Source organism: Pseudomonas sp. NPDC087814 (assembly GCF_044742865.1).
Classification (GTDB): Bacteria; Pseudomonadota; Gammaproteobacteria; order Pseudomonadales; family Pseudomonadaceae; genus Aquipseudomonas.
This window is the reverse complement of record NZ_JBIUVK010000028.1, coordinates 40,387-62,927: the sequence shown is the minus strand read 5'-3', so window position 1 is coordinate 62,927 and position 22,541 is coordinate 40,387. Positions and strand designations below refer to the sequence as shown.

The window sequence follows — 22,541 nt, the reverse complement described above, 5'->3', positions numbered from 1 at the left end:
TTCTTCAACACAACAGCAGTCTTATTTCTTCGCGACAATCACCGCCCGCATCGGCGCCGGCAGCCCTTCGATGGTCTTGCTGTGATCTTCAGGGTCCAGGAAGTCGCTGAGGGACTGATACTTCATCCACTCCGTGCCGCGCTGTTCCTCGACCGTGGTCACGCTCACGTCCACACAGCGCACCTCACTGAAGCCCGCACGTCGCAGCCACAGCATCAGCGCCGGCACCGACGGCAGGAACCAAACGTTGCGCATCTGCGCGTAGCGGTCTTCCGGCACCAGCACTTGCTGCTGATCGCCTTCAACCACCAGCGTCTCCAGCACCAGCTCCCCACCCTTGACCAGGCAATCCTTCAGCGCCAGCAAATGCTCGATGGGCGAGCGGCGATGGTAGAACACACCCATGGAAAATACCGTGTCGAAGCCTTCCATGTTCGACGGCAGGTCTTCAAACGGGAACGGCAGGTGCCAGGCCTTGGGCGTCGGCAGATAACGCTGCACCGCCTGGAACTGGCAGAAGAACAACCAGTTCGGGTCGACGCCAATCACACTGTCGGCGCCGGCGCCGAGCATGCGCCACATGTAATAGCCGTTGCCGCAACCCACATCGAGGATGCGTTTGCCCTTGAGGTCCAGGTGCGGCGCGACCCGCGACCATTTCCAGTCCGAGCGCCATTCGGTGTCCACGTGCACGCCGAACAGATCGAACGGGCCCTTGCGCCACGGGCAAAGGCCCATCAGCGCAGTACGCATTTGCGCACGGGTGTCGTCGTCGCAGTCGGTATCGAGCACCAGGCCGTTCAGCAGGTCGATTTCACTGGGCATGATCTTCGGCAGCGCATCCAGCGCGCTCTGCCAGCGTTCCAGGTCGCCATGGCCTTTTTCCATCTTTGCATCGAGTTGCGCTTGCAGGCCCTGGGCCCAGACGGCCAGGGGAGTGCCGACCAGGTGGCGGGCGAGGGGAGACAGATCAATCATGGCAAGGCAATCAACGAGGCAAAGTTAAGACACTGGAACCACGGCACGACTTTCGAGAATCCGGCCGCCAGCAGGCGTTCGCGGTGTTCTTCGAGGCTGTCGGGCTTCATGACGTTTTCGATGGCGCTGCGCTTCTGGGCGATTTCCAGTTCGCTGTAGCCGTTGGCACGCTTGAAGGCGATGTGCAAATCGGTGAGCAGCGCATGTTCTTCCGGGTCATTGAAGCGCAGCTTTTCCGAAAGGATCAGCGCGCCGCCCGGCAGCAGCGATTGGCGAATGCGCGAGAGCAAGGCCAGGCGTTGTTCGGGGGCGATAAATTGCAGGGTGAAGTTCAGCGCTACCACCGACGCCGGCTGGAATTGCAGCGCGAGGATATCGCCCTCGATCACCTCCACCGGCAGCAACTCCTGGAACATCGAATCCTGGCCGTTGAGGTATTCGCGGCAACGCTCGACCATCGCCGCCGAGTTATCCACCGCGATCACCCGGCAACCGTCGGTGCGCACGTGACGGCGCAGGGCCTGGGTCACCGCGCCAAGGGATGAACCGAGGTCGTAGAGCACACTATTGGGCTGGGCAAACTGCGCCGCGAGTACGCCGAGGTTCTCGACGATGGTCGGGTAGCCGGGCACCGAGCGCTTGATCATGTCCGGGAAAACCCGCACCACGTCTTCGTTGAAGGCGAAGTCCGGCACCTGGGGCAGGGGCTGGGCGAATAGGCGATCGGGTTCTTTGCTCACGGCTGTTCCGGCGACGAAGGGGGAAAGCCGGGCATTTTAGCGTAGGAGCTGGCTTGCCGGCGATGTTCGTTAACGATGACGCGGACTTTCTGGATGAACGCGGCAACTGTGGGTTTTTTCGCTGGCAAGCCAGCTCCTACAGGTTGACGGTTTTTTTCTGAGGAAAGGAAGAGGCCGTAATGCCCCACTGCCCCAGCCAGTAGCTGACAATCAGCAAATACGGCGCCGCTTCAAACGCCACCACAAACCGATTGATCCCGATCAGCGTGTCGGAGAACACGAACGACACCGCACCTGCCGCCGCCAGGTACGCCGAGCGCTTGGGCACTTCGCTGCCCAAGCGCGCCAACGCTCGCCACAGCATCGCGCTGATCACCAGCGCGTAAACCACCACCGGTACCAGCAATGGGCCAAGGCCGTGGGAAATCAGGATGCTCAGCAAGATCGCGCCGACGACCAGCGCCAGCACCAGCGGCAAAATCGCCGGGCGGCGGCAGTCGCTCAAGTAGGCTTTCAGGTACGCCAGGTGCGCGAACAAAAACGCACCGAGGCCGAAGATGAACAGGTCGCCGGGCCAGGCCAGCAGCACGTCGCCCACCAGGGAAAAAATCAGCCCCAGGCTGATCCAGCGTCGATAGTCAGTGGGCGGCGCATCATGCAGCCAGCCCAGCAGCGCCAGTACCGGCAATGGCTTTACCAACAGGCAGAGCAGGGTGGCGTGGGTGCTCAGGCCGTAGATAAAGGTTACCGCCCCCATCAACGCAAGGATCATCCATGGCATATCAGTTCACCGTAATGGCGCAGTCGAAGGTTTCGGCCGGTTCAGCTTCCGGCTCCCAGGGTTGTTGTGAGGTGAGGCGCAAACGGCCCTGGCCGGCGTTGAAGGCCTGGAAGCGCCAGGTGGATTGGCCGCCACTGCCGACCACGCCGGTGTCGTCGGTGTTGCTGTAGACCTCGGGGCTCAGGCTGCGCAGCACGCCGCCGGCCGAGTCCTGGATGGCCCAGCGGTAACCGGTGGTGGGATTGCTGGGCAGGGTCAGGATCAGGTTTTGCCCGGTCTTGAGTTGCAGCGGGCAGGCGCTCTGTTTTTCCACGGTGACGTTTTGCTTCGGCGCACTCGCGCAGGCGGCGAGCAGGCAAAGGCTCAGGGGGAGAAGCAGACGGGCAGCGGTCATGGGGGCTCCGTTGTTTGGCGACGAAGGGCGAGCATAACCGAAGATGAGACAAGGTGTGACAGATGGCGTTGTGTTGGCTGCACCGGCCTCTTCGCGAGCAAGCCCGCTCCCACATTCGACCGCATTCCAAAGCATGGACTCGGTCAAGTGTGGGAGCGGGCTTGCTCGCGAAGAGGCCAGCTCAGGCGCTACATAACTATCAGAACAACACCTTCGCCACATCCGCAAAGCGCTTGGCAAAGTGCACCGTCATCCCTTCCTTCAGGTACTCCGGCAGCTCTTCAAAGCTCCCCCGGTTAGGCTCCGGCAAGATCAACTCGTGAATCTTCTGGCGCCGCGCCGCAATCACCTTCTCGCGCACCCCGCCAATCGGCAGCACATGCCCGGTCAGCGTCAGTTCACCGGTCATGGCCACGCCTTTTTTCGGCGGCTGGTTACGCGCCAGCGACAGCAGCGCACTGGCCATGGTCACGCCCGCGCTCGGGCCGTCTTTCGGCGTGGCGCCTTCCGGCACGTGCAGGTGCACGAAGGCTTCATCGAAGAACTTCGGGTCACCGCCAAACGACTTCAGGTTCGAGCTGATGTAGCTGTAGGCAATCTCGGCCGATTCCTTCATCACTTCACCCAGTTGCCCGGTGAGCTTGAAGCCACGGTTCAGCGTGTGGATGCGCGTCGCCTCGATCGGCAGGGTCGCGCCGCCCATACTGGTCCAGGCCAGGCCGGTGATCACACCGGTGCCCGACAGCACTTGCTCGTTACGGAACACCGGCATGCCCAGGGAGGCTTCCAGGTCCTTGTTGCCGATCTTGATTACCGAGTCCGGCTCATCCAGCAGCTTGACCACCGCCTTGCGCACCAGTTTGCCCAGCTGTTTCTCCAACTGACGCACCCCGGCTTCGCGAGCGTAACCATCGATCAGGGCGCGCAGGGCGCCGTCGCTGATGGACAGGCTGTTTTTCGACACGCCGGCTTTTTCCAGCTGCTTTGGCCACAGGTGACGCTTGGCAATCGCGACCTTTTCTTCGGTGATGTAGCCCGACAGGCGAATCACTTCCATCCGGTCCAGCAACGGGCCGGGGATCGAATCCAGGGTGTTGGCGGTGCACACGAACAGCACTTTGGACAGGTCCAGGCGCAGGTCCAGGTAGTGGTCGAGGAATTCGACGTTCTGTTCCGGGTCGAGGGTTTCGAGCAGGGCCGAGGCCGGGTCGCCCTGGTAGCTCTGGCCCATCTTGTCGATCTCGTCGAGCATGATCACCGGGTTCATCACTTCCACATCTTTGAGGGCTTGCACCAACTTGCCCGGCATCGCACCGATGTAGGTGCGGCGATGCCCCTTGATCTCGGCCTCGTCACGCATGCCGCCGACGCTGAAGCGGTAGAACGGCCGGCCGAGGGATTCGGCAATCGATTTGCCGACACTGGTCTTGCCCACGCCCGGCGGGCCCACCAGCAACACGATGGAGCCGGCGACTTCGCCCTTATAGGCGCCCACGGCGAGGAACTCGAGGATGCGACTCTTGATGTCATCCAGGCCGGCGTGGTGTTTGTCGAGTACCTTGCGGGCGTGCTTGAGGTCGAGTTTGTCCTCGCCATACACGCCCCACGGCACCGAGGTGGCCCAGTCCAGGTAGTTGCGGGTGACCGCGTACTCCGGCGAACCGGTTTCTAGGATCGACAGCTTGTTCATTTCTTCGCTGATGCGTTTCTGCGCCTGGGTCGGCAGGACCTTGTCCACCAGGCGTTGTTCGAATTGCTCGACGTCGGCGCTGCGATCGTCCTTGGTCAGCCCCAGTTCCTGCTGGATGACCTTGAGTTGTTCCTTGAGGAAGAACTCGCGCTGGTGCTCGCCGATCTTGCGGTTCACTTCGGCGGAGATTTCTTTTTGCAGGCGCGCGACTTCGACTTCCTTGCGCAGCATCGGCAGGACTTTTTCCATGCGCTTGAGCATGGGCACGCAGTCCAGCACTTGCTGCAGTTCAGTGCCGGTGGCCGAGGTGAGGGCGGCGGCGAAGTCGGTCAGCGGCGACGGGTCGTTGGGGCTGAAGCGGTTGAGGTAGTTCTTCAGTTCTTCGCTGTACAGCGGGTTGAGCGGCAGCAGTTCCTTGATCGCATTGATCAGCGCCATGCCGTAGGCCTTGACCTCGTCGGTCGGCTGGGTCGGCTGGTGCGGGTATTCGACTTCCACCAGGTACGGTGGGCGGTGGTGCTTGAGCCAGGTCTTGATCCGCACGCGGGTCAGGCCCTGGGCGACGAATTGCAGCTTGCCGTTTTCGCGGCTGGCGTGGTGCACCTTCACCAGGGTGCCGTACAGCGGCAGGCTGGAGGTGTCGAAGTGGCGCGGATCTTCGGGCGGGGTTTCCATGAAGAACAGGGCAAGGGAGTGGTGGTCGGACTTGCTCACCAGCTCCAGGGTTTCGGCCCACGGCTCTTCATTGACGATCACCGGCAACACTTGCGCCGGGAAGAAAGGCCGGTTGTGGATCGGGATGATGTAGACCTTGTCGGGCAGGTTTTGCCCTGGGAGGGCCAAGCCAGTGTTGGCGGAAGTGTGTTCAGCGTTTTCCGGGTCGGCGTAGTCGTTGAGGTCGATGTCCGGGAATTCTTGCTGGTCGCTCATGGGGCACCTGCATAAGGAAGTATGCAAGTTAGATGGGGCGGGTCGGCAGTGGTTTCAATGGGTGGGGTGAGATAGCAACATATTGCACAATATTTTCAAAAGCACCGCTGAACAAATGTGGGAGCGGGCTTGCTCGCGAAGGCGGTCTGTCAGTCAATGCATCTGTGACTGATGCGCCGCCTTCGCGAGCAAGCCCGCTCCCACATTTTCGATTGCATTTCGTCAGCTGAGTTTGTGCAGGTAGGCCGGCAACGGCTGTTCAGGCAGCACCGACAGCACCTTCAAACGCTGCAACATCCGCTGCCGGGCCCGTTGCAGGTGCTCGCGCAGGTTCAGTGCGGCGGCGTCGAAGGCGCCATGCAGCAACAGCTCAAGGATCAGCCGGTGCTCGGCCAGCATCGCCGGATCGGCACCGATGCCCAGCAGCCGGTAGAAAATCCGGCTGATGATCATCGGGCTCTGCCCCTGGCGGATCAGCGCGGCGATCTTGCGATTTTGCAGGCCCGCGAGGCAGTGCTGGTGCAGGTCTTCCTCGATCTGCTCGATCTCTTCCAGGCTGCAATGGGCGCTGTTTTGCGCATCGAGCACGCGCTGCAACATGGCGTGCAGCAGGTCGCGGTCGAGGTTCGGCGCGCTCTGGCGTAGGGCTTCGGGCTCCAGGCAGGCGCGCAGTTCGTAGTCTTCGGTGACTTCCCGGGCAGTCAGTGGCCCGGCCAGCCATTGGGAATAGGGTTCCTTTTCCACCAGGCCACGGTCCCGCAGGCGCATCAGCGCTTCACGCACCACCGCGCGGCTGACGTTGTAGTGCTCGGCGGCGGCCTGTTCATCGAGGCGATAATGCCCGAAGGCGATACAGGTCGAGAGCGCTGCGCCGATTTCCTCGACGATGCGCTCCCCCAGTGGCCGGGTGTCCACCAATTCATCTTCACCGTTGAGGCCCAGGTGCGCATGGCTCAGGGGCAAGCGCAGCGGCTCCATGTCCAGGCCGTCGGGGTTGATCAGGTAACCCCGGCCATCAAAGCGGCAGATCAGTCCTTCGTCATGCAACAGGTTCAGCGCCTTGCGCACCGGCACCCGGCTGGTGCCGAACAGTTCGGCCAGCGGCGCTTCCAGCAACACCAGGCCATGGCGGGCGGTGCCATGGGTGATGGCGTCGCGCAGAACCTGGTGAATCATCGCGTAACGGGAAGCCGAGGCTGACACTGCTTTCATCGGGCTCTCTGGAGCAAACGGGTCGGTGGCCGGGGATTCTCTCATAGTTGCGCCTGTCACTCTGCGCCACGTCGGTGGCACTTTTTTGGGGCCTTCAGAGGGTTGATGTTACTTTTCTGCACCAAAATGTATTTATTAATAAAAGATACATTATTTCATTCCGCGCTAGCCTTAAACACCAGCCGATATTTCTTTTAATGCCTGAAACCCATCTAGCCCGTGGATCTGCTCCAAAGTGCCAGGTGTGGCAACCGAGCTGTCCACGAGACTGGCACGAAAGCTGCCTTTGTAAAATGTACATTTTATTAATATGTACATTTTTCAAAGGTCATTCCTATGTCAGACGCCACTTCAATGGCCGAGGATTTCGCCAGCGGTCGCAGCGACCCGGTGCAGGTCCTGGAACAGGCACTTGCCCACGCGAGCATGGCCCCCGGCGTGTTCATCTCCCTGACCGCCGAGCGCGCCCGCCGTGAGGCCGAAGCGTCGGCTGCCCGTTGGCGTGCCGGCCAGCCGTTGAGCGTGTTCGACGGGGTGCCACTGGCCTGGAAAGATCTGTTCGATGTGGCCGGCAGCATTACCACGGCGGGCGCGGCCTATCGCCGCAATGCGCCGGCTGTCTTGCTGGACGCACCAAGTGTGGGCCTGTTGTGCCGCGCCGGAATGGTCAGCGTCGGCAAGACCAACCTCAGCGAGCTGGCCTATTCCGGCCTGGGCCTGAACCCGCATTTCGGCACGCCGCACAACCCGGCCAGCGTCGATCAACCGCGGATTCCCGGCGGCTCGTCGTCGGGCTCGGCGGTCGCCGTGGCAGCCGGCATCGTGCCGATCGCCATGGGTACCGACACCGCCGGCTCCATCCGTATTCCGGCTGCGCTGAATGGCGTGGTCGGTTATCGCAGCAGTTGCCGGCGCTACAGCCGCGACGGCGTTTTCCCGCTGGCTCACACCCTCGACAGCCTCGGCCCGCTGACCCGCAGCGTGCGCGATGCACTGGCCATCGACGACCTGCTCAATGGTCGCGACCAGCGCCCACCACGCCCGCCCCGCAGCCTCAATGGCCAGCGGTTCTGGGTCGAGCAAAGTGTGCTGGAAGACGCACGGGTTGAACCTGCGGTGCGCGATAACCTGCAACGTTGTGTGGACCGATTGAAGGCAGATGGCGCGCTGATTGACGTGCGCCCCTCGAAGACCTTCCAGGCCACCCTCGACCTGATCCTGCACCAGGGCTGGCTCGGCGCCTTCGAAGCCTTCGCCCTCCACGAAGCCCTGCTCGACAGCCCTGATGCCGAGCAACTCGACCCCCGCGTTCGCCGTCGCCTTGAAGCGGCCCGCACACTGCCGGCCAGCCAACTGCTGGCGCTGTACGACGCCCGTCGCCGCCTGCAACAGCAGCTTGTCGACGAACTCGACGGCGCGATCCTCATCACCCCCACCGTGGCCCATGTGGCCCCGGCCCTGGCGCCGTTGGAAGCCGACTTTGAACTGTTCGTCAGCACCAACCTCGCCACCCTGCGCCTGACCATGCCCGGCAGCCTGCTGGACATGCCCGGCGTCAGCCTGCCCAGCGGCCGCGATGCCCTGGGCCTGCCCACCGGCCTGCTGCTCAGCGCCCCCAGCGGCGAAGACGCGCGCCTGCTTCGGGCCGCGCTGTCAGTAGAAACCGCACTCACTTTTTAAGGAGACACATCATGGCTAAAGACATCCTCTGTGCATTTGGCGTCGACGTCGACGCGGTCGCCGGCTGGCTCGGTTCCTATGGCGGCGAAGATTCCCCGGACGACATTTCCCGCGGCCTGTTCGCCGGTGAAATCGGTGCGCCACGCCTGCTCAAATTGTTCGAGCGCTACGGCCTGCGCACCACCTGGTTTATCCCCGGCCACTCGATGGAAACCTTTCCCGAGCAGATGAAGGCGGTGGCCGACGCCGGTCACGAAATCGGTGTGCACGGCTACAGCCACGAAAACCCGATTGCGATGACGGCCGAGCAGGAAGAAATCGTCCTCGACAAGTCCATCGAGCTGATCACCCAGGTCACCGGCAAACGCCCCACCGGCTACGTCGCGCCGTGGTGGGAATTCAGCAAGGTCACCAACGAACTGCTGCTGAAAAAAGGCATCAAGTACGACCACAGCCTGATGCACAACGACTTCCACCCGTACTACGTGCGCAAGGGCGACACCTGGACCAAGATCGACTACAGCCAGCACCCCGACACCTGGATGAAACCCCTGGTGCGCGGCGAAGAAACCGACCTGGTGGAGATCCCGGCCAACTGGTACCTAGACGACCTGCCGCCGATGATGTTCATCAAGAAAGCCCCCAACAGCCACGGCTTCGTCAACCCGCGTCACCTCGAAGAAATGTGGCGCGACCAGTTCGACTGGGTCTACCGCGAGCACGAACACGCGGTGTTCACCATGACCATCCACCCCGACGTGTCCGGCCGCCCGCAAGTGCTGCTGATGCTTGAGCGGCTGATCGAACACATCCAGAGCCATGCCGGCGTGCGCTTCGTCACCTTCGACGAAATCGCCGATGACTTTATCCGCCGCCAACCACGTACCTGACACCCGTACCTAAACCCTGGCCAACCTCCCGAGGCGCGATTCATGTCTATCTACAACAAGCTTGATCTGACTGGCTGGAAACCCCGGCAACTGACGCCCAAGGAAGTGCGTTTCGCCACCTGGATCGCTTTTTTTGCCTGGGTGTTTGCGGTGTATGACTTCATCCTTTTCGGCACCTTGCTGCCGGAAATCGGGCGGCACTTTAACTGGGGTGAAGTGGAGCAAGCGGAGATTGCGACATGGGTGGCGGTAGGCACCGCCGTGGTCGCGCTGGCCATCGGTCCGATCGTGGACAAACTGGGTCGGCGCAAAGGGATTATTTTCACCGTGGCCGGTTCGGCGATCTGCTCGGCGCTCACCGCCATTGGTGGTGCGTGGGGCAAGTCGTCGCTGATCCTGATCCGTTCGCTGGGCGGCCTGGGGTATGCCGAGGAAACCGTCAACGCGACTTACTTGAGCGAACTGTACGCAGCTTCCGATGATCCAAAACTGGCCAAGCGTCGCGGCTTTATCTACAGCCTGGTGCAGGGCGGCTGGCCGGTGGGCGCGTTGATCGCGGCGGGTTTGACCGCGCTGTTGCTGCCGGTGATTGGCTGGCAGGGGTGCTTCGTGTTTGCGGCGATCCCGGCGATTGTCATCGCGGTCATGGCGCGCAAGCTCAAGGAAAGCCCGCAGTTCCAGATTCACCAGCGCATCAGCGAGCTGCGTAAAAGCGGCGCGGTGAAAGAGGCGCAAAACGTCGCCGTGACCTACGGCGTGGACTATGACGAACACAGCAAGGCCGGCCTCAAGGCCGCATTCCGTGGCCCGGCCCGCCGTGCAACCCTGGTGATCGGTGCGGCGCTGCTGCTCAACTGGGCGGCGATCCAGGTGTTCAGCGTGCTGGGTACGTCGGTGATCGTCAGCGTGCACCACATCTCGTTCGAGAACTCGCTGATCATCCTCGTGCTGTCGAACCTGGTGGGCTACTGCGGCTACCTCAGCCACGGCTGGATGGGCGACAAGATCGGCCGGCGCAATGTCATCGGCCTGGGCTGGATGCTCGGCGGGCTGTCGTTTGCCGGGATGCTGTTTGGCCCGAGCAACATGGCGATGGTGGTGGGGCTGTACAGCCTGGGCCTGTTCTTCCTGATCGGGCCGTACTCGGCGGCGCTGTTTTTCATCAGTGAAAGTTTTCCCACCAGCATCCGGGCTACCGGTGGCGCGATTATCCATGCCATGGGGCCGATTGGTGCGGTGGTTGCCGGGTTCGGCGCGACCCAGGTGTTGTCGGCCGGGAGTGACTGGCAGACCGCTGCGCTGTGGTTTGGCGCAGTGCCGTGCTTCCTCTCCGGTGCGTTGATGTTTGCCGCGCGCCATGTGCGTCCGGAAACCGTCCAGTAAGGAGTTGATTCGATGAGTCGTAAAGTTGCATTGATTACCGGTGCCGCCAGCGGCATCGGCCAGGCCCTCGCGGTGGCGTATGCCCGCAGCGGCGTGGCGGTGGTGGGTGGGTATTACCCGGCCGATCCCCATGACCCGCATCACACGGTTGCGCTGGTGGAAGAGGCGGGCGGTGAATGCCTGATGTTGCCGCTGGACGTGGGCGATACAACCTCGGTGGATAACCTGGCGGCGCAGGCGGTCCAGCACTTCGGTCGCCTCGATTACGCGGTGGCCAACGCCGGTTTGTTACGCCGTGCGCCACTGCTGGAAATGACCGACGAGCTGTGGAACGAGATGCTCAACGTCGACCTGACCGGGGTGATGCGCACCTTCCGGGCGGCAACCCGGCACATGCATGAAGGCGGTGCGCTGGTGGCGATTTCGTCGATTGCCGGTGGCGTGTATGGCTGGCAGGAGCACGCGCACTATGCGGCGGCCAAGGCCGGTGTGCCGGGGTTGTGTCGGTCGCTGGCGGTGGAATTGGCGCCGTTGGGGATTCGTTGCAACGCGGTGATTCCGGGGTTGATCGAGACGCCGCAGTCGCTGGACGCGAAGAACTCCCTCGGGCCGGAAGGGCTGGCGAAAGCGGCGCGGGCGATTCCGTTGGGCCGGGTCGGGCGGGCGGATGAAGTGGCGTCCCTGGTGCGGTTTTTGACCAGTGAGGAATCGAGCTACCTGACCGGGCAGAGCATCGTGATTGATGGTGGCTTGACCGTGCGCTGGCCGGACTAACCCCCAGTTTTAAGCCGGACTCGCTCCAAATGTGGGAGCGGGCTTGCTCGCGAATGCGGTGGATCAGTTCCGCATGTATTGGCTGGCACTCCGCTTTCGCGAGCAAGCCCGCTCCCACATTTTTGACCGCGTTCGCCGTTTGATTATTTGAGGAGTTCACCATGCCCCAACTCGCTAACCGCCGTGCCGTGATCACTGGTGCCGGCAGCGGCATCGGCGCCGCCATCGCCCGTGCCTACGCCGTCGAAGGCGCGCGCCTGTTGCTGGCCGACCGCGATGCCGCCACCCTCGCCGAAACCGCCATCACCTGCCGCAACCTCGGCGCCGAAGTCCTCGAGTGCGTGGCCGATGTCGGCACCGTCGACGGCGCCCAGGCCAGCGTCGATGCCTGCGTCACCCACTACGGCGGCATCGACATCCTGGTCAACAACGCCGGTATGCTGACCCAGGCCCGTTGCGTCGACCTGACCCTGGACATGTGGAACGACATGCTGCGCGTCGACCTCACCAGCGTGTTCGTCGCCAGCCAGCGCGCCTTGCCTCACATGATCGCCCAGCGCTGGGGCCGGATCATCAACGTCGCCTCGCAACTGGGGATCAAGGGCGGCGCCGAGTTGACGCACTATGCGGCGGCCAAGGCCGGAGTGATCGGCTTCACTAAATCCCTGGCCCTGGAAGTGGCCAAGGACAACGTACTGGTCAACGCTATCGCACCCGGGCCTATCGAAACGCCATTGGTAGGCGGCATCAGCGACACCTGGAAACGCGCCAAGGCCGCCGAGTTGCCCCTGGGTCGTTTCGGCCTGGCGGACGAAGTCGCGCCGACTGCCGTGCTGCTGGCCAGCGAGCCGGGCGGCAATCTGTTCGTCGGCCAGACCCTTGGCCCGAACTCCGGCGACGTCATGCCATGAGCGGGTACTAAGCATGTGCGGACTTTGCGGCCTGCTGGGCGAAGACCTGCACTGGAGCGACCCTTTGGGCGATGAATTGCCGCGCCGACGCGAACGCCTGCGCCGCATCGCGGCGATCAACCAGGTGCTGGCGGTGTTCCGGCTCAAGGTCGAAGACTTCCAGGGCGCGTCCTATCTGCTGCTGGGCGCCACCGGCAAACAGGAACTGGCCAGCGGCCTGGATCAACTGTGGCAGGCGGCAGAGACCATGCTCGGTCGACCGCTGGACCCGTTGGACCCGCGCCTGCTCGATCATCTGGAACTGTAGGAGCCCGGCTTGCCGGCGATGGCGTCCTTGATATCGCCATCGCCGGCAAGCCGGACTCCTGCAGGGGCATCATTGAGGTAGAACTATGAGCATCGCGCTAAACGTCATCACCGGCTTCCTCGGCAGCGGCAAGACCACCTTGCTCAAGCGCCTGCTGCAAGGTGAAAGCCTCGGCGACACAGCGTTGCTGATCAATGAGTTCGGCGACGTCGGCATCGACCACCTGCTGGTGGAGGAAGTCGCGCCCGACACCGTACTGCTGCCCAGCGGCTGCGTGTGCTGTTCGATTCGCGGCGAGTTGAAAGACGCCTTGCTCGGCCTGTTGCAGCGTCGTGAGCGGGGTGAGATTCCGGCTTTCAAGCGGGTGATCCTGGAAACCACCGGCCTGGCTGACCCGGCGCCAATCCTCGCGACCTTGAACAACGACGTGCAACTGCGCGGGCGCTTTCATATCGGCCTGGTGGTGACGCTGGTGGACGCCAGCCACGCCGCTTTGCAAGAGCGCCTGCACCCGGAATGGCTGGCGCAAGTGGCCGCTGCCGATCGCCTGCTGTTGAGCAAGACCGACCTCGTCGAAGACTGTGGCCCGTTGCGCTTGCACTTGCAGGCACTGAACGCCGGCACGCCGATCCTCAATACCTGCGATATCGACAGCGGTGAACAACTGCTGCTTGGCGAAGGCCTGCGCAGTGCCGAGCCCGCTGCAGAAGTCAGCCGCTGGAAACTCCATCAAACCACCGCCGCCAACCACGGCGCTGCGCAAGTCTGTTGCCTGACCTTCGATCAGCCGCTGGATTGGGTCGGTTTCGGGGTCTGGTTATCGATGCTGTTAAGATGCCACGGCGAACGTATTCTTCGCGTCAAAGGACTGCTCAACGTGAACGCCAGTAACGCTCCCATCGTCATTCATGGCGTGCAGCATTGCCTGCATGCCCCGGTTCACCTGCCTGCCTGGCCGGGAACCGATCGGCAATCGCGCCTGGTGTTTATCCTGCGCGGGCTCGACCCGGCTCTGCTGCGGCGCTCCTTTGAAGTGTTCTCCAGAAGGTTCGCCGCATGATCACGCTTCGCGTCCTCGGCACCTCGGTGACCTTGCTCGAAACCTTGCGTGTGCGAGCGGAAAAAGAGCTGGGCATTCGCCTGGTGTACCAGGTGCATGATGTCGAGCAGGCCCAGCGCATTGCGGTGATGCAACCTGACAGCTACGACCTCTACGACCAGTGGTTTCACAACGTCGACTTCGTGTGGCCGGCGCGGGCGATCCAGCCGATCGACACCCGGCGCATTGCGCTGTGGCACGAGATCAACGACCTGCCCAAGCGCGGACGCTTGTCCGCCAACGACCGTCTGGGCAGCGGCAGTGTGCCCAGCGAGCGCCTCTTCGTGCAGCACGACGGCAGCCTCGGCAGCACCGTCACCGAACGCATCAGCATGCTGCCCCTGACCCACAACGCCGACAGTTTCGCCTACCGCCCCGAGCGCTTGCCCGAAGGGTTCAACCGCGGCAACGAGAGTTGGGGCTGGTTGCTGGACCCGGCCTGGGGCGCACGCACTGCGTTGCAGAGCGACGCCGCCATCGGCGCCCTCGACGCGGCGCTGGCCGTGCAAGGCGCGGGCCTCGCGAGCTTCAAGGACATCGGCAACATGAGCATCGAAGAGATCGATGTACTGGCCGATATCCTGGTGCGTAAACAGAAGGAAGGCCACTTCGCGGCGTTCTGGTCCGATGACGAGGAAGCCGCGCAACTGATGCTCAGCCCTAGCATCGATATCCAGAGCCTGTGGTCACCGACCCTGATGCGCCTGCATCGGGCCGGGGTCAAATACCGCCTGGCGGTGCCCCGTGAAGGCTATCGCGCCTGGTTCGGCGGGTTGTCGCTGTCGCGCCATGCCAAGGGCCCGGTGCTGGATGCGGCCTATGCCTACCTCAACTGGTGGCTGTCCGGCTGGCCGGGTGCGGTGATGGCGCGCCAGGGTTATTACATCGGCAACCCGGCTCGCAGCCGTGATCACCTGAGCAGTGCCGAATGGGACTACTGGTACGCCGGGCTGCCCGCCCGGGAAGAGCTGTTGGGCAGCGATGGCTTGCCGCTGATCGATGTGGGTGACGTGCGCGACGGCGGCTCCTATGAACAGCGCATGGGGCATATCGCGGTGTGGAACTCGGTGATGGATGAGCACAACTATCTCGTGCGGCGTTGGGGGGACTTCATGCGGGCGCGAACGTCGTAACGGCAGCCTGTCGCCAAATTAATGACATATAAACTCCCGTATTTATTGGGTGCACTTCTTCTCTTGCGCAGCTAATCTGGATAATTCAAATATCCCTGTAAAAAGGATATTTATTTGACGCCGGTTCAGCTGTCGCGAGGGACGCGTATGACGAAGGGACGTTTCGGCTGGAGGGGGCAGGCGCTGCCAGAGGGCAACAGAATGAGGTGGCGCCATACGTTTCAAACCCGGATTGCCGGGGTGCTGGCGCTGCTGTTGCTGGTGGTCGTGGCGGCGGTGTATTTCGCGGTGAAAACCGCCACCAATCGCGCCGTGGAAAACCAGGCTCAGGTGCAGTTGGAAACCGGCAGCCAGGTGTTCGAACGCCTGCTCGACCTGCGTGGCCGGCGCCTGCAATACGGCTTGAACTGGCTGACGGCGGACCTGCCGTTTCGCCAGGCTGTCGCCGATGGCGAGCCCGACGCGATTCTCGCGACCCTGCGCCGGCATGGCACCGGCCTGAGTTCCAGCGAGGTATTTGTGCTGGGGCTCGACGGCCGCGTGATGGTCAGCACGTTACCGGCGCTGACGTCCGGCCAGGCCTTTCCCTATAACGATGCCTTGCGCCAGGCCCGGCGCAGCGGCCTGCAAATGTTGATCGTGGCCCTGGATGGCCGGCCTTTCCTGCTGGTGCAACAGGAAGTCGTCGACCCCGCGCCGATCGCCCGTGTCGCCATGGGCTTTCCCATGGACGAAATCTTTGCCAGTGAATTGCGCTCCATGAGCAACCTGGAAGTGTCGTTCATCAGCGCGCAGCATGGTCAGCCCGGCGAATTGTTCAGTACTCAGCCCGAGGCGCTACAGGCGTCGATTGCCAGCGACCTGCAGGGCGCGTACATCAGCCCGGTGGCGCAATTGAACCTGTTCCACGGCCAGCGCTATCTCAGCCAGGTGCTGCCGTTGGGCAACACGGCAGACGGTGGCGAGGTCCGGGTGCTGCTGCAAAGCCCGCTGGACCACGCCCTTGAATCCTTCGCGCCGCTGGACCGGCAATTTCTCGCGATCGCCCTGGTGGTGCTGCTGGTGTCGCTCGCGGGTGCGTTGTTTCTGGCGCGGCGGGTTTCACGCCCACTCAATGCGTTGGTGCAGGCGGCCGAACGCATCGGGGCCGGTGACTACCGCACACCGGTACAGGTGCGCAGCCACGATGAATTCGGCCTGCTGGCCCAGGCCTTCAACGCCATGCAAACCGGGATCGCGGTACGCGAGCGACAACTGGCCCACAACGCCTTGCACGACCCGCTCACCGGCCTGCCTAACCGCGCGCTGGCCATGGAGCGCCTGGGCAGCGCCATCAGCGCTGGCCGGCCGGTGGTGTTGCTGTACCTGGGGATTGAAAACTACCGGGTGATCAACGAAGGCTACGGCCCGGAAGGCGTGGAAGAAATGCTCCGCGAAGCCAGCCGCTGCCTGCTGTCGAGCCTGTCGGCCAGCGACACCGCCGCGCGCATCACCGGCAGCGAGTTTTTGCTGCTGCTGGAAAACACTGCGATCGACCGCGCGGTGGCCCTGGCTGACCGCTTGTATGGGCTGCTCACCGAACCCCAGCGCATTGGTGGCGATGAATTGCGCCACGAAGTGAGCATCGGCATCGCCGCCTACCCGGCCGACGGCCAGCAGGTTGAAGAGCTGATCAGCCGCGCCGCGATTGCCCGCCACGATGCGGCAGCGTTCCCGGGTTACTTACAGATCTACCAGCAGGACCGCGACCTCGCCCATCAACGCCAGATCAGCCTGATTCGTGACCTGCGCCGGGCGCCGACGGAGGGCGAGTTGTACCTGTGTTACCAGCCCAAGCTCGACCTGCACCATGGCCATGTGCGCCAGGCCGAAGCGCTGTTGCGCTGGCAGCACCCGACCCTGGGCCTGGTGTCGCCGGCCGAGTTCATTCCCCTGGCCGAGCGCACCGGCAGCATGGGCAGCCTGACCCAGTGGGTGATCGAAGAAGCCATTCGCCAACTGGCCGAGTGGGCGGTGAGCGGGTTGGAGGTGCAGTTGTCGGTGAACATCTCGGTGGATGACCTCGCCGATGACGGCCTGGCCCCGCGGGTGACCGAGTTGCTGGCGCACTACCGGGTATCGGCCCGGCAACTGATTTTCGAAATCACCGAAAGCGCGATCATGCACAACCCGGCCCAGGCCCTCAGCGTGCTGGAGCAACTGCGCGCTTGTGGCATCAGCCTGTCGGTGGATGACTTCGGCACCGGCTATTCATCCCTGGCGCAACTGCAACGCCTGCCGGTGCAGGAATTGAAGATCGACCAGTCGTTTGTGCGCAACCTCGACAGCACTTCCGGCGACGGCGTGATCGTGCGCTCGACCATCGAAATGAGCCACAACCTGGGGCTCAAGGTGGTGGCCGAAGGGGTGGAGTTCGAGCCCAGCCTCAAGCTGCTCAAGCTCTGGAAGTGCGACACGGCCCAGGGCTATCTGATCAGCCGGCCGTTGAATGCCATGGCGTTTGAGATGTGGATGCGCCGCGAGCGCGTGCCGGTCTAGGGCGTCGGTGGCTGCACCGACGCCGGTCTTTCAGTGTTCCACCGTTGCATCGACCAGGCTTTGCAACCGTTCCCACAAGCCTTCGACGTGGTGGCGCTCCGTCCCCAGCGCGCCAATGGACACGCGTACCATCCAGCGCTCGTCGAGCACGGCGGGGGTGACGTAGGCGCTGCCTGAATGGTTGAGCTTTTCCGCCCAGGCCCGGGTGTAGTTATCCAGCGCCTCACCATCAAGGCCTGGTGGCTCGTGGCGAATGCACAAGGTTTGCAGGGTGACGGCGGCTACCAGTTTCCAGTGTTTGCTGCCTTCAATCTGTTCTGCCAGCCAGCGGGCATTCGCCAGGTCACGCCGCAGCCGGGCCTGCAGGCCGCTGACGCCTTGCTCGCGGATCAGGAACCACAGCTTCAGCGCGCGGAACCGGCTGCCCAGGGAGATCCGCCAGTCGCGGTAGTTCCTGACCTGGCCGTCAGCCTTGGACTGTAGATAGCTGGGGTTGGTGGTCATGATGCGAATCAAGTGCTCGGGGTCGCGTACAAAGTACACCGAGCAATCAAACGCCGCCCCCAGCCATTTGTGAGGGTTGAGGACCAGCGAGTCGGCGTTCTCGATGCCGTGCCACAGCGCGCGGCATTCCGGGAGGATCATCGCGGCCCCGGCCATGGCTGAGTCGACATGCAACCACAGGCCGTGGCGTTGCGTCAGGGCGCCGATGGCTTCCAGGGGGTCGATGGCCATGGCTGCCGTTGTGCCGGTGGTCGCAATCACCACACAGGGTCTGTTCCCGGCAGCCAGGTCTTGTTCGATTGCCCGCTCCAATGCATGCGGTGACATTGCATTGTGTTCGTCGGTTGCCACGGTACGGATATTGTTCTGGCCGAACCCCGCCAGGATCGCGGCCTTGTTCACTGAACTATGGGCGTGGGCCGAGGTGTAGACGATCAAGGGGGCGCCGCTGTTTTGCAGGCCATCGTGCATCAGCGCGTAGTGGGAGCTGCGTTCGCGGGCGCTGATCAGCGCCACCAGGGTGGAGGTCGAGGCCGAGTCCTGGATCACTCCGCTCCAGTTGGCGCTCAGGCCGATCATGTCGCGCAGCCAATCGGTGGTGACTTCCTCGATTTCGGTCAGGGCCGGGCTCGATTGCCACGACAATCCCACCACGCCCAGGCCGGTACTCAAGCAATCGCCGAGGACGGAGGACAGTTCCACATTCGACGGGAAGAACCCGAAGAAGCTTGGATGCTGCCAATGCAACAGACCGGGCATGATCAGTGTTTCGACGTCGCCCATGATCTGTTCGAACGGTTCGGCTGTCTCAGGCGGGCTGGCCGGCAATGCGGACCTGATTTCGCCCGGGGCCGTGGTGGGTTGCACACCGCGTTGCTCGATGTTTTGTCGATAGTCTGCAATCAGGTCGATCATGGCGTGGCCATGTCGGCGGAATTCTTCAGGTGTCATATCAGGGTGTCCGTCAGGAAGAGAAATAAAGGCGTTAGCACCAGAAGTAAAACGGCTGGCCAGTGGTATAGCCGATAAACGACTGGATGCTGATGCGCTTGCCTGAATCGAAACCGCAAATGGCATGGGGACGGCGAGTATTGATAATCACCAGTTCGTTTTTCTGCGGCTGGATGCGCAGCGGTTTTTGCAAACGATCTTCGGGCAGTTCCGCCCCTTCGAAACGGATGACCTCGTCGTAGGTAAACGCCTCGGTATCCCAAATGACCAGTTCACCTCCGGAAGGTGGTACTTCGAGGTAAATATTCGCGCTGAATTGATGTTCCAGTTCGGCAATCGACAAGGGCAGGCAATCGACATGGGGGACTGTTTCGGAGAGGTGGGCTGTCTCCGGGAACATGGCGCGGATAATGCCGCAGAACATCGGCTGGCCCTGGAACGCCGCGGTTGTCGCGCCTTCTGGCCACACCTGCCGGATATGCTCCATCAGTAGATGGATGGGTGGTTTGCGCGGGGCACAGAGGTCATCGATCACGCAGCGCATGTGGGTGGCGTCTGCGTAGTATTTCTGCTGCGAATAGCTGTCTGCGGCCTTGCCGTAGGTGGAGTTGAACGGTGTTCCCCAGCGATGGACACCATAGAAATGCTGGACAACTTTTCCGTGCTCATAGGTCTCGTGGTTATATTCCTGGAGCGTCGCCGTTTCGTTGATATGTTTATTTAGTACTTCGCTGGTTTGTTCATTCGCGTAGTCAGGTACCCGGATGGCAAGTATTTCTCCGCGAATAAGTTTTTCCAGGCTGAGTGTGTCGAGTTGCTCAAGCGCCAGGATCCCGGGCACCTGGCTATGTGGGACTGCAGGTATTGATTCAACGCTGTTGAGGTCCGTCATGATGAAAACTCCATGTTAGTTACAGCACGTCATATAGATAACGTTTGTTTGGCTGGGGATTTACTGGCGACAGTGAGCGTCGGATGGCGCAGGGCCAAAGTTGAGGGAAAGACTTTTGGGGAGGTATAGGACTTTTCCGAGTAAACTTTTAAATACATCGGCGCTATCGGATCGCTTTATTTCACGCATAAAAAAAGGCGGCTACCCACTTAGGTAGCCGCCTTTTTCTTACTGCCGGTTTTGCTTAATCCGGCAGTTTGAACGCCATCACATAGTCACCCTGCTTGGTGCCCAGGGAACCATGACCGCCGGCCATGACCAGCACGTACTGCTTGCCGTCCTTGCCGGTGTAGGTCATTGGTGTGGTTTGCGCGCCTGCCGGCAGGCGGCCTTCCCACAACTGCTTGCCGTTTTTCACGTCATAGGCACGCAGGTACTGGTCAAGGGTACCGCTGAGGAAGGACACGCCACCGGCGGTGGTAAAAGTCCCGCCCAGGCTTGGCACGCCCATGGTCAGTGGAATCGGAACCGGCGAGCTGTCACGCACGGTGCCGTTCTTGTGCATCCAGATGGTCTGGTGGTTGGTCAGGTCGACCGCGGCCACATAACCCCACGCCGGCGCCTGGCACGGCAGGCCCAGTGGCGACAGCATGGCTTCGAGGATCACGCCGTATGGCGCGCCTTTGTTCGGCTGCACGCCTTCGGTTTCGCTGACCCGTGGGCCTTGCTTGGCAATATCGGCAGCCGGGATCAGTTTCGATTTGAACGCCATGTAGCTTGGGTTCACGAACGCGATCTGGCGAACCGGGTCGACGGAAATGCCACCCCAGTCGAACACGCCGAAGTTACCTGGGTAAACGATCGAGCCCTGCAGCGATGGGGGGGTGAACGGACCGTCGTAGCGCATGGATTTGAAGTCAATCCGGCACAGCATCTGGTCGAACGGCGTCACGCCCCACATGTCACGCTCCTTGAGGGGCGGTGGCATGAAGTTCAGGTCGGACTTCGGTTGGGTCGGTGCGGTGTGATCGCCGGCCACTGCGCCTTGCGGTACAGGGATTTCATTGATCGGCACTACAGGCTGACCGTTCGAGCGGTCGATCACGTAGATGCTGCCTTGCTTGGTCGACGCCATCACCGCTTGCTTCACGCCGTCAGCGGTCTTGATGTCGATCAGCGAAGGCTGGCCGCCCACGTCCATGTCCCACAGGTCATGGTGAGTGAACTGGAAGGTCCACTTCACGTGGCCGCTGTCGATGTCCAGGGCAGTCAGGCCGGCGCTGTACTTCTCGGAGTCCGGAGTCCGGTCGCCGCCGTACTGGTCGGGCATCTGGTTACCCATCGGCAGGTAGAGCATGCCGAGTTTTTCGTCCACCGCGAACATCGACCACATGTTTGGCGAGTTGCGGGTGTAAGTCTTGCCCTCGGCCAACGGGGTGGTGTCGTCCGGGTTGCCGCTGTCCCAGTTCCACACCAGCTTGCCGGTGTGCACGTCGAACGCACGGATCACGCCGCTAGGCTCGTCGGTGGAGACGTTGTCGGTCACGTGACCGCCGATTACCACCAGGTTCTTGGTAACGGCCGGTGGCGAGGTGGAGTAGTAACCGCCCGGGGCGAAGGTGCCGATGTTGGCACGCAAGTCGATCTGGCCTTTGTCACCGAAGTCTTCGCACATCTTGCCGGTGTCGGCGTTCAGGGCGATCAGACGGGTGTCGGCGGTAGGGACGAAGATGCGTTTCGGGCAGGCATTCGGCGCGGCGGCCGGGCTGGCGCTGCCAGTCGGGCTCTGTTCCGAGGCATACACGGCATCATCGTGATACGACACGCCACGGCAGGTCATGTGCGCCCAACCCTTGAAGTTGGCAGCACCTTCGCTGCTGATCTTCGGGTCGAAACGCCAGATTTCCTTGCCGGTGTCCGGGTCCAGGGCAATCACCTGGCTGTGAGGCGTGCACACGTAGAGCATGCCGTTGACTTTCAGCGGGGTGTTTTCCGCGGTGGTTTCACCGGGATCGCCTGGGCCAGGGATGTCGCCAGTACGGAAGGTCCAGGCTGGAACCAGCTTGTGGGCGTTTTCCGGAGTGATCTGTGCGAGTGGCGAGTAACGATCACCGAAGGCCGAACGGCCATAGGAGTTCCAGTCACCATCAGCCTGGGCTGGCGCAGTGCTGGCCATGCCCGGTACCGCATCGCGGTCCAGCTGGCCTTTCTTGACCATGGCGCCCGGGTCGGTGAATTGGCTGGCCAATGCAGCGGCGCCGGCCAGTACGACCGCGACGCTCAGCGCGCCAGTGCCCAGCGGCGAGGCTTGGCCACGCAGCAACGGACGGCGGAACCACGGGAGCAGCATGACGATGCCGAGGGCAAACAGCAGGGCCAGGCGCGGTACCAGTTGCCACCAGTCCAGGCCGACTTCCCACAGCGCCCATACGGTGCTGGCAAACAGCACCAGTGCGTACAAGCCCAGCGCCGCACGGCGTGTAGCCAGCAGCAACAGGCCTGTGACGGTGATGCCGAGACCGGCCAGCAGGTAATACAGCGACCCGCCGAGCATGCTCAGCTTGATCCCCCCGGCCAACAAGGCCAGGCCCATTATCAGCAGCAAGATCCCCAGCAGCCTGGGCAGCAGGCGACTTGGACTTGAAGCACCATCAGTGCTCATAGTGTGGTTCTCCGTTACGTTTTGAATTGATTGCGCACAGTTCACTGTAGATGACGTTCCGGCGCAGGCTTGGTTCAGGGCTAATTCGTTTT

At 62.4% G+C, this 22,541-nt stretch carries 18 protein-coding genes; 9 read left to right on the top strand and 9 right to left on the bottom strand.

Features of this window, described 5'->3' with window-relative positions; translation table 11 throughout:
* Window positions 1–21: 21 nt before the first annotated feature.
* The 6 genes from cmoB to ACIOMR_RS19895 all read right to left on the bottom strand — a co-directional run bounded on the left by cmoB (window position 22) and on the right by ACIOMR_RS19895 (window position 6,725).
* Complete coding sequence (gene cmoB, locus ACIOMR_RS19920) at window positions 22–978, bottom strand: tRNA 5-methoxyuridine(34)/uridine 5-oxyacetic acid(34) synthase CmoB (RefSeq protein ID WP_003210420.1); 957 nt, start codon at window positions 976–978, stop codon at window positions 22–24.
* Entirely contained in the window at window positions 975–1,718 is a 744-nt protein-coding gene (gene cmoA / locus ACIOMR_RS19915; RefSeq protein WP_093201534.1) for a carboxy-S-adenosyl-L-methionine synthase CmoA, read from the bottom strand. Before cmoA ends, cmoB begins: the two co-directional genes overlap by 4 nt.
* A gap of 136 nt (window positions 1,719–1,854) precedes the next feature.
* Window positions 1,855–2,499: a lysoplasmalogenase gene (locus tag ACIOMR_RS19910; RefSeq protein ID WP_102368160.1), complete on the bottom strand. Its 645-nt coding sequence runs from the start codon at window positions 2,497–2,499 to the stop codon at window positions 1,855–1,857.
* A 1-nt stretch (window position 2,500) separates the two neighbouring features.
* A complete protein-coding gene (locus tag ACIOMR_RS19905; RefSeq protein WP_003210413.1) occupies window positions 2,501–2,893 on the bottom strand; it encodes a protease inhibitor I42 family protein in 393 nt (130 codons plus the stop codon).
* 199 nt (window positions 2,894–3,092) lie between these two features.
* The gene (lon, locus tag ACIOMR_RS19900) at window positions 3,093–5,513 is read right to left on the bottom strand and encodes an endopeptidase La (RefSeq protein ID WP_003210412.1); all 2,421 of its coding nucleotides are present in this window, start codon (window positions 5,511–5,513) and stop codon (window positions 3,093–3,095) included.
* A gap of 222 nt (window positions 5,514–5,735) precedes the next feature.
* The gene (locus ACIOMR_RS19895; RefSeq protein WP_003210410.1) at window positions 5,736–6,725 is read right to left on the bottom strand and encodes a GntR family transcriptional regulator; all 990 of its coding nucleotides are present in this window, start codon (window positions 6,723–6,725) and stop codon (window positions 5,736–5,738) included.
* 336 nt (window positions 6,726–7,061) lie between these two features.
* On the opposite strand from ACIOMR_RS19895, the gene ACIOMR_RS19890 reads away from it, so the two are divergent.
* The 9 genes from ACIOMR_RS19890 to ACIOMR_RS19850 all read left to right on the top strand — a co-directional run bounded on the left by ACIOMR_RS19890 (window position 7,062) and on the right by ACIOMR_RS19850 (window position 17,440).
* Window positions 7,062–8,405 carry an amidase gene (locus ACIOMR_RS19890; RefSeq protein WP_401195951.1) on the top strand — a complete coding sequence of 448 codons (1,344 nt, stop codon included), beginning with the start codon at window positions 7,062–7,064 and terminating at the stop codon, window positions 8,403–8,405.
* Window positions 8,406–8,416: 11 nt separating this feature from the next.
* The gene (locus ACIOMR_RS19885; RefSeq protein ID WP_003210406.1) at window positions 8,417–9,295 is read left to right on the top strand and encodes a polysaccharide deacetylase; all 879 of its coding nucleotides are present in this window, start codon (window positions 8,417–8,419) and stop codon (window positions 9,293–9,295) included.
* A 42-nt stretch (window positions 9,296–9,337) separates the two neighbouring features.
* A complete protein-coding gene (locus ACIOMR_RS19880; RefSeq protein ID WP_003210404.1) occupies window positions 9,338–10,678 on the top strand; it encodes an MFS transporter in 1,341 nt (446 codons plus the stop codon).
* A gap of 12 nt (window positions 10,679–10,690) precedes the next feature.
* Window positions 10,691–11,452, top strand: a complete 762-nt coding sequence (locus ACIOMR_RS19875) for an SDR family NAD(P)-dependent oxidoreductase (RefSeq protein WP_003210402.1) — start codon at window positions 10,691–10,693, stop codon at window positions 11,450–11,452.
* Between the two features lie 161 nt (window positions 11,453–11,613).
* Window positions 11,614–12,363 carry an SDR family NAD(P)-dependent oxidoreductase gene (locus ACIOMR_RS19870; RefSeq protein WP_008438505.1) on the top strand — a complete coding sequence of 250 codons (750 nt, stop codon included), beginning with the start codon at window positions 11,614–11,616 and terminating at the stop codon, window positions 12,361–12,363.
* Window positions 12,364–12,376: 13 nt separating this feature from the next.
* Window positions 12,377–12,670, top strand: coding sequence for a hypothetical protein (locus ACIOMR_RS19865; protein ID WP_003210398.1), 294 nt, complete (start codon window positions 12,377–12,379; stop codon window positions 12,668–12,670).
* An 85-nt stretch (window positions 12,671–12,755) separates the two neighbouring features.
* Window positions 12,756–13,730: a GTP-binding protein gene (locus ACIOMR_RS19860; RefSeq protein ID WP_178903560.1), complete on the top strand. Its 975-nt coding sequence runs from the start codon at window positions 12,756–12,758 to the stop codon at window positions 13,728–13,730.
* Window positions 13,727–14,902 (top strand): PotD/PotF family extracellular solute-binding protein, encoded by a 1,176-nt coding sequence (locus ACIOMR_RS19855; protein WP_102368164.1) that lies wholly within the window; start codon window positions 13,727–13,729, stop codon window positions 14,900–14,902. Before ACIOMR_RS19860 ends, ACIOMR_RS19855 begins: the two co-directional genes overlap by 4 nt.
* Window positions 14,903–15,103: 201 nt before the next feature.
* Window positions 15,104–17,440 carry a putative bifunctional diguanylate cyclase/phosphodiesterase gene (locus ACIOMR_RS19850; protein WP_401195945.1) on the top strand — a complete coding sequence of 779 codons (2,337 nt, stop codon included), beginning with the start codon at window positions 15,104–15,106 and terminating at the stop codon, window positions 17,438–17,440.
* Between the two features lie 30 nt (window positions 17,441–17,470).
* Here the strand turns inward: ACIOMR_RS19850 and ACIOMR_RS19845 are convergent, their stop codons facing one another.
* The 3 genes from ACIOMR_RS19845 to ACIOMR_RS19835 form a co-directional block, all read right to left on the bottom strand.
* A complete protein-coding gene (locus ACIOMR_RS19845; RefSeq protein ID WP_008438501.1) occupies window positions 17,471–18,895 on the bottom strand; it encodes a pyridoxal-dependent decarboxylase in 1,425 nt (474 codons plus the stop codon).
* 34 nt (window positions 18,896–18,929) lie between these two features.
* Window positions 18,930–19,787 carry a 2OG-Fe(II) oxygenase gene (locus ACIOMR_RS19840; RefSeq protein WP_003210388.1) on the bottom strand — a complete coding sequence of 286 codons (858 nt, stop codon included), beginning with the start codon at window positions 19,785–19,787 and terminating at the stop codon, window positions 18,930–18,932.
* Between the two features lie 244 nt (window positions 19,788–20,031).
* A complete protein-coding gene (locus ACIOMR_RS19835) occupies window positions 20,032–22,449 on the bottom strand; it encodes a glucose/quinate/shikimate family membrane-bound PQQ-dependent dehydrogenase (RefSeq protein ID WP_008438499.1) in 2,418 nt (805 codons plus the stop codon).
* Between the last annotated feature and the right edge of the window lie 92 nt (window positions 22,450–22,541).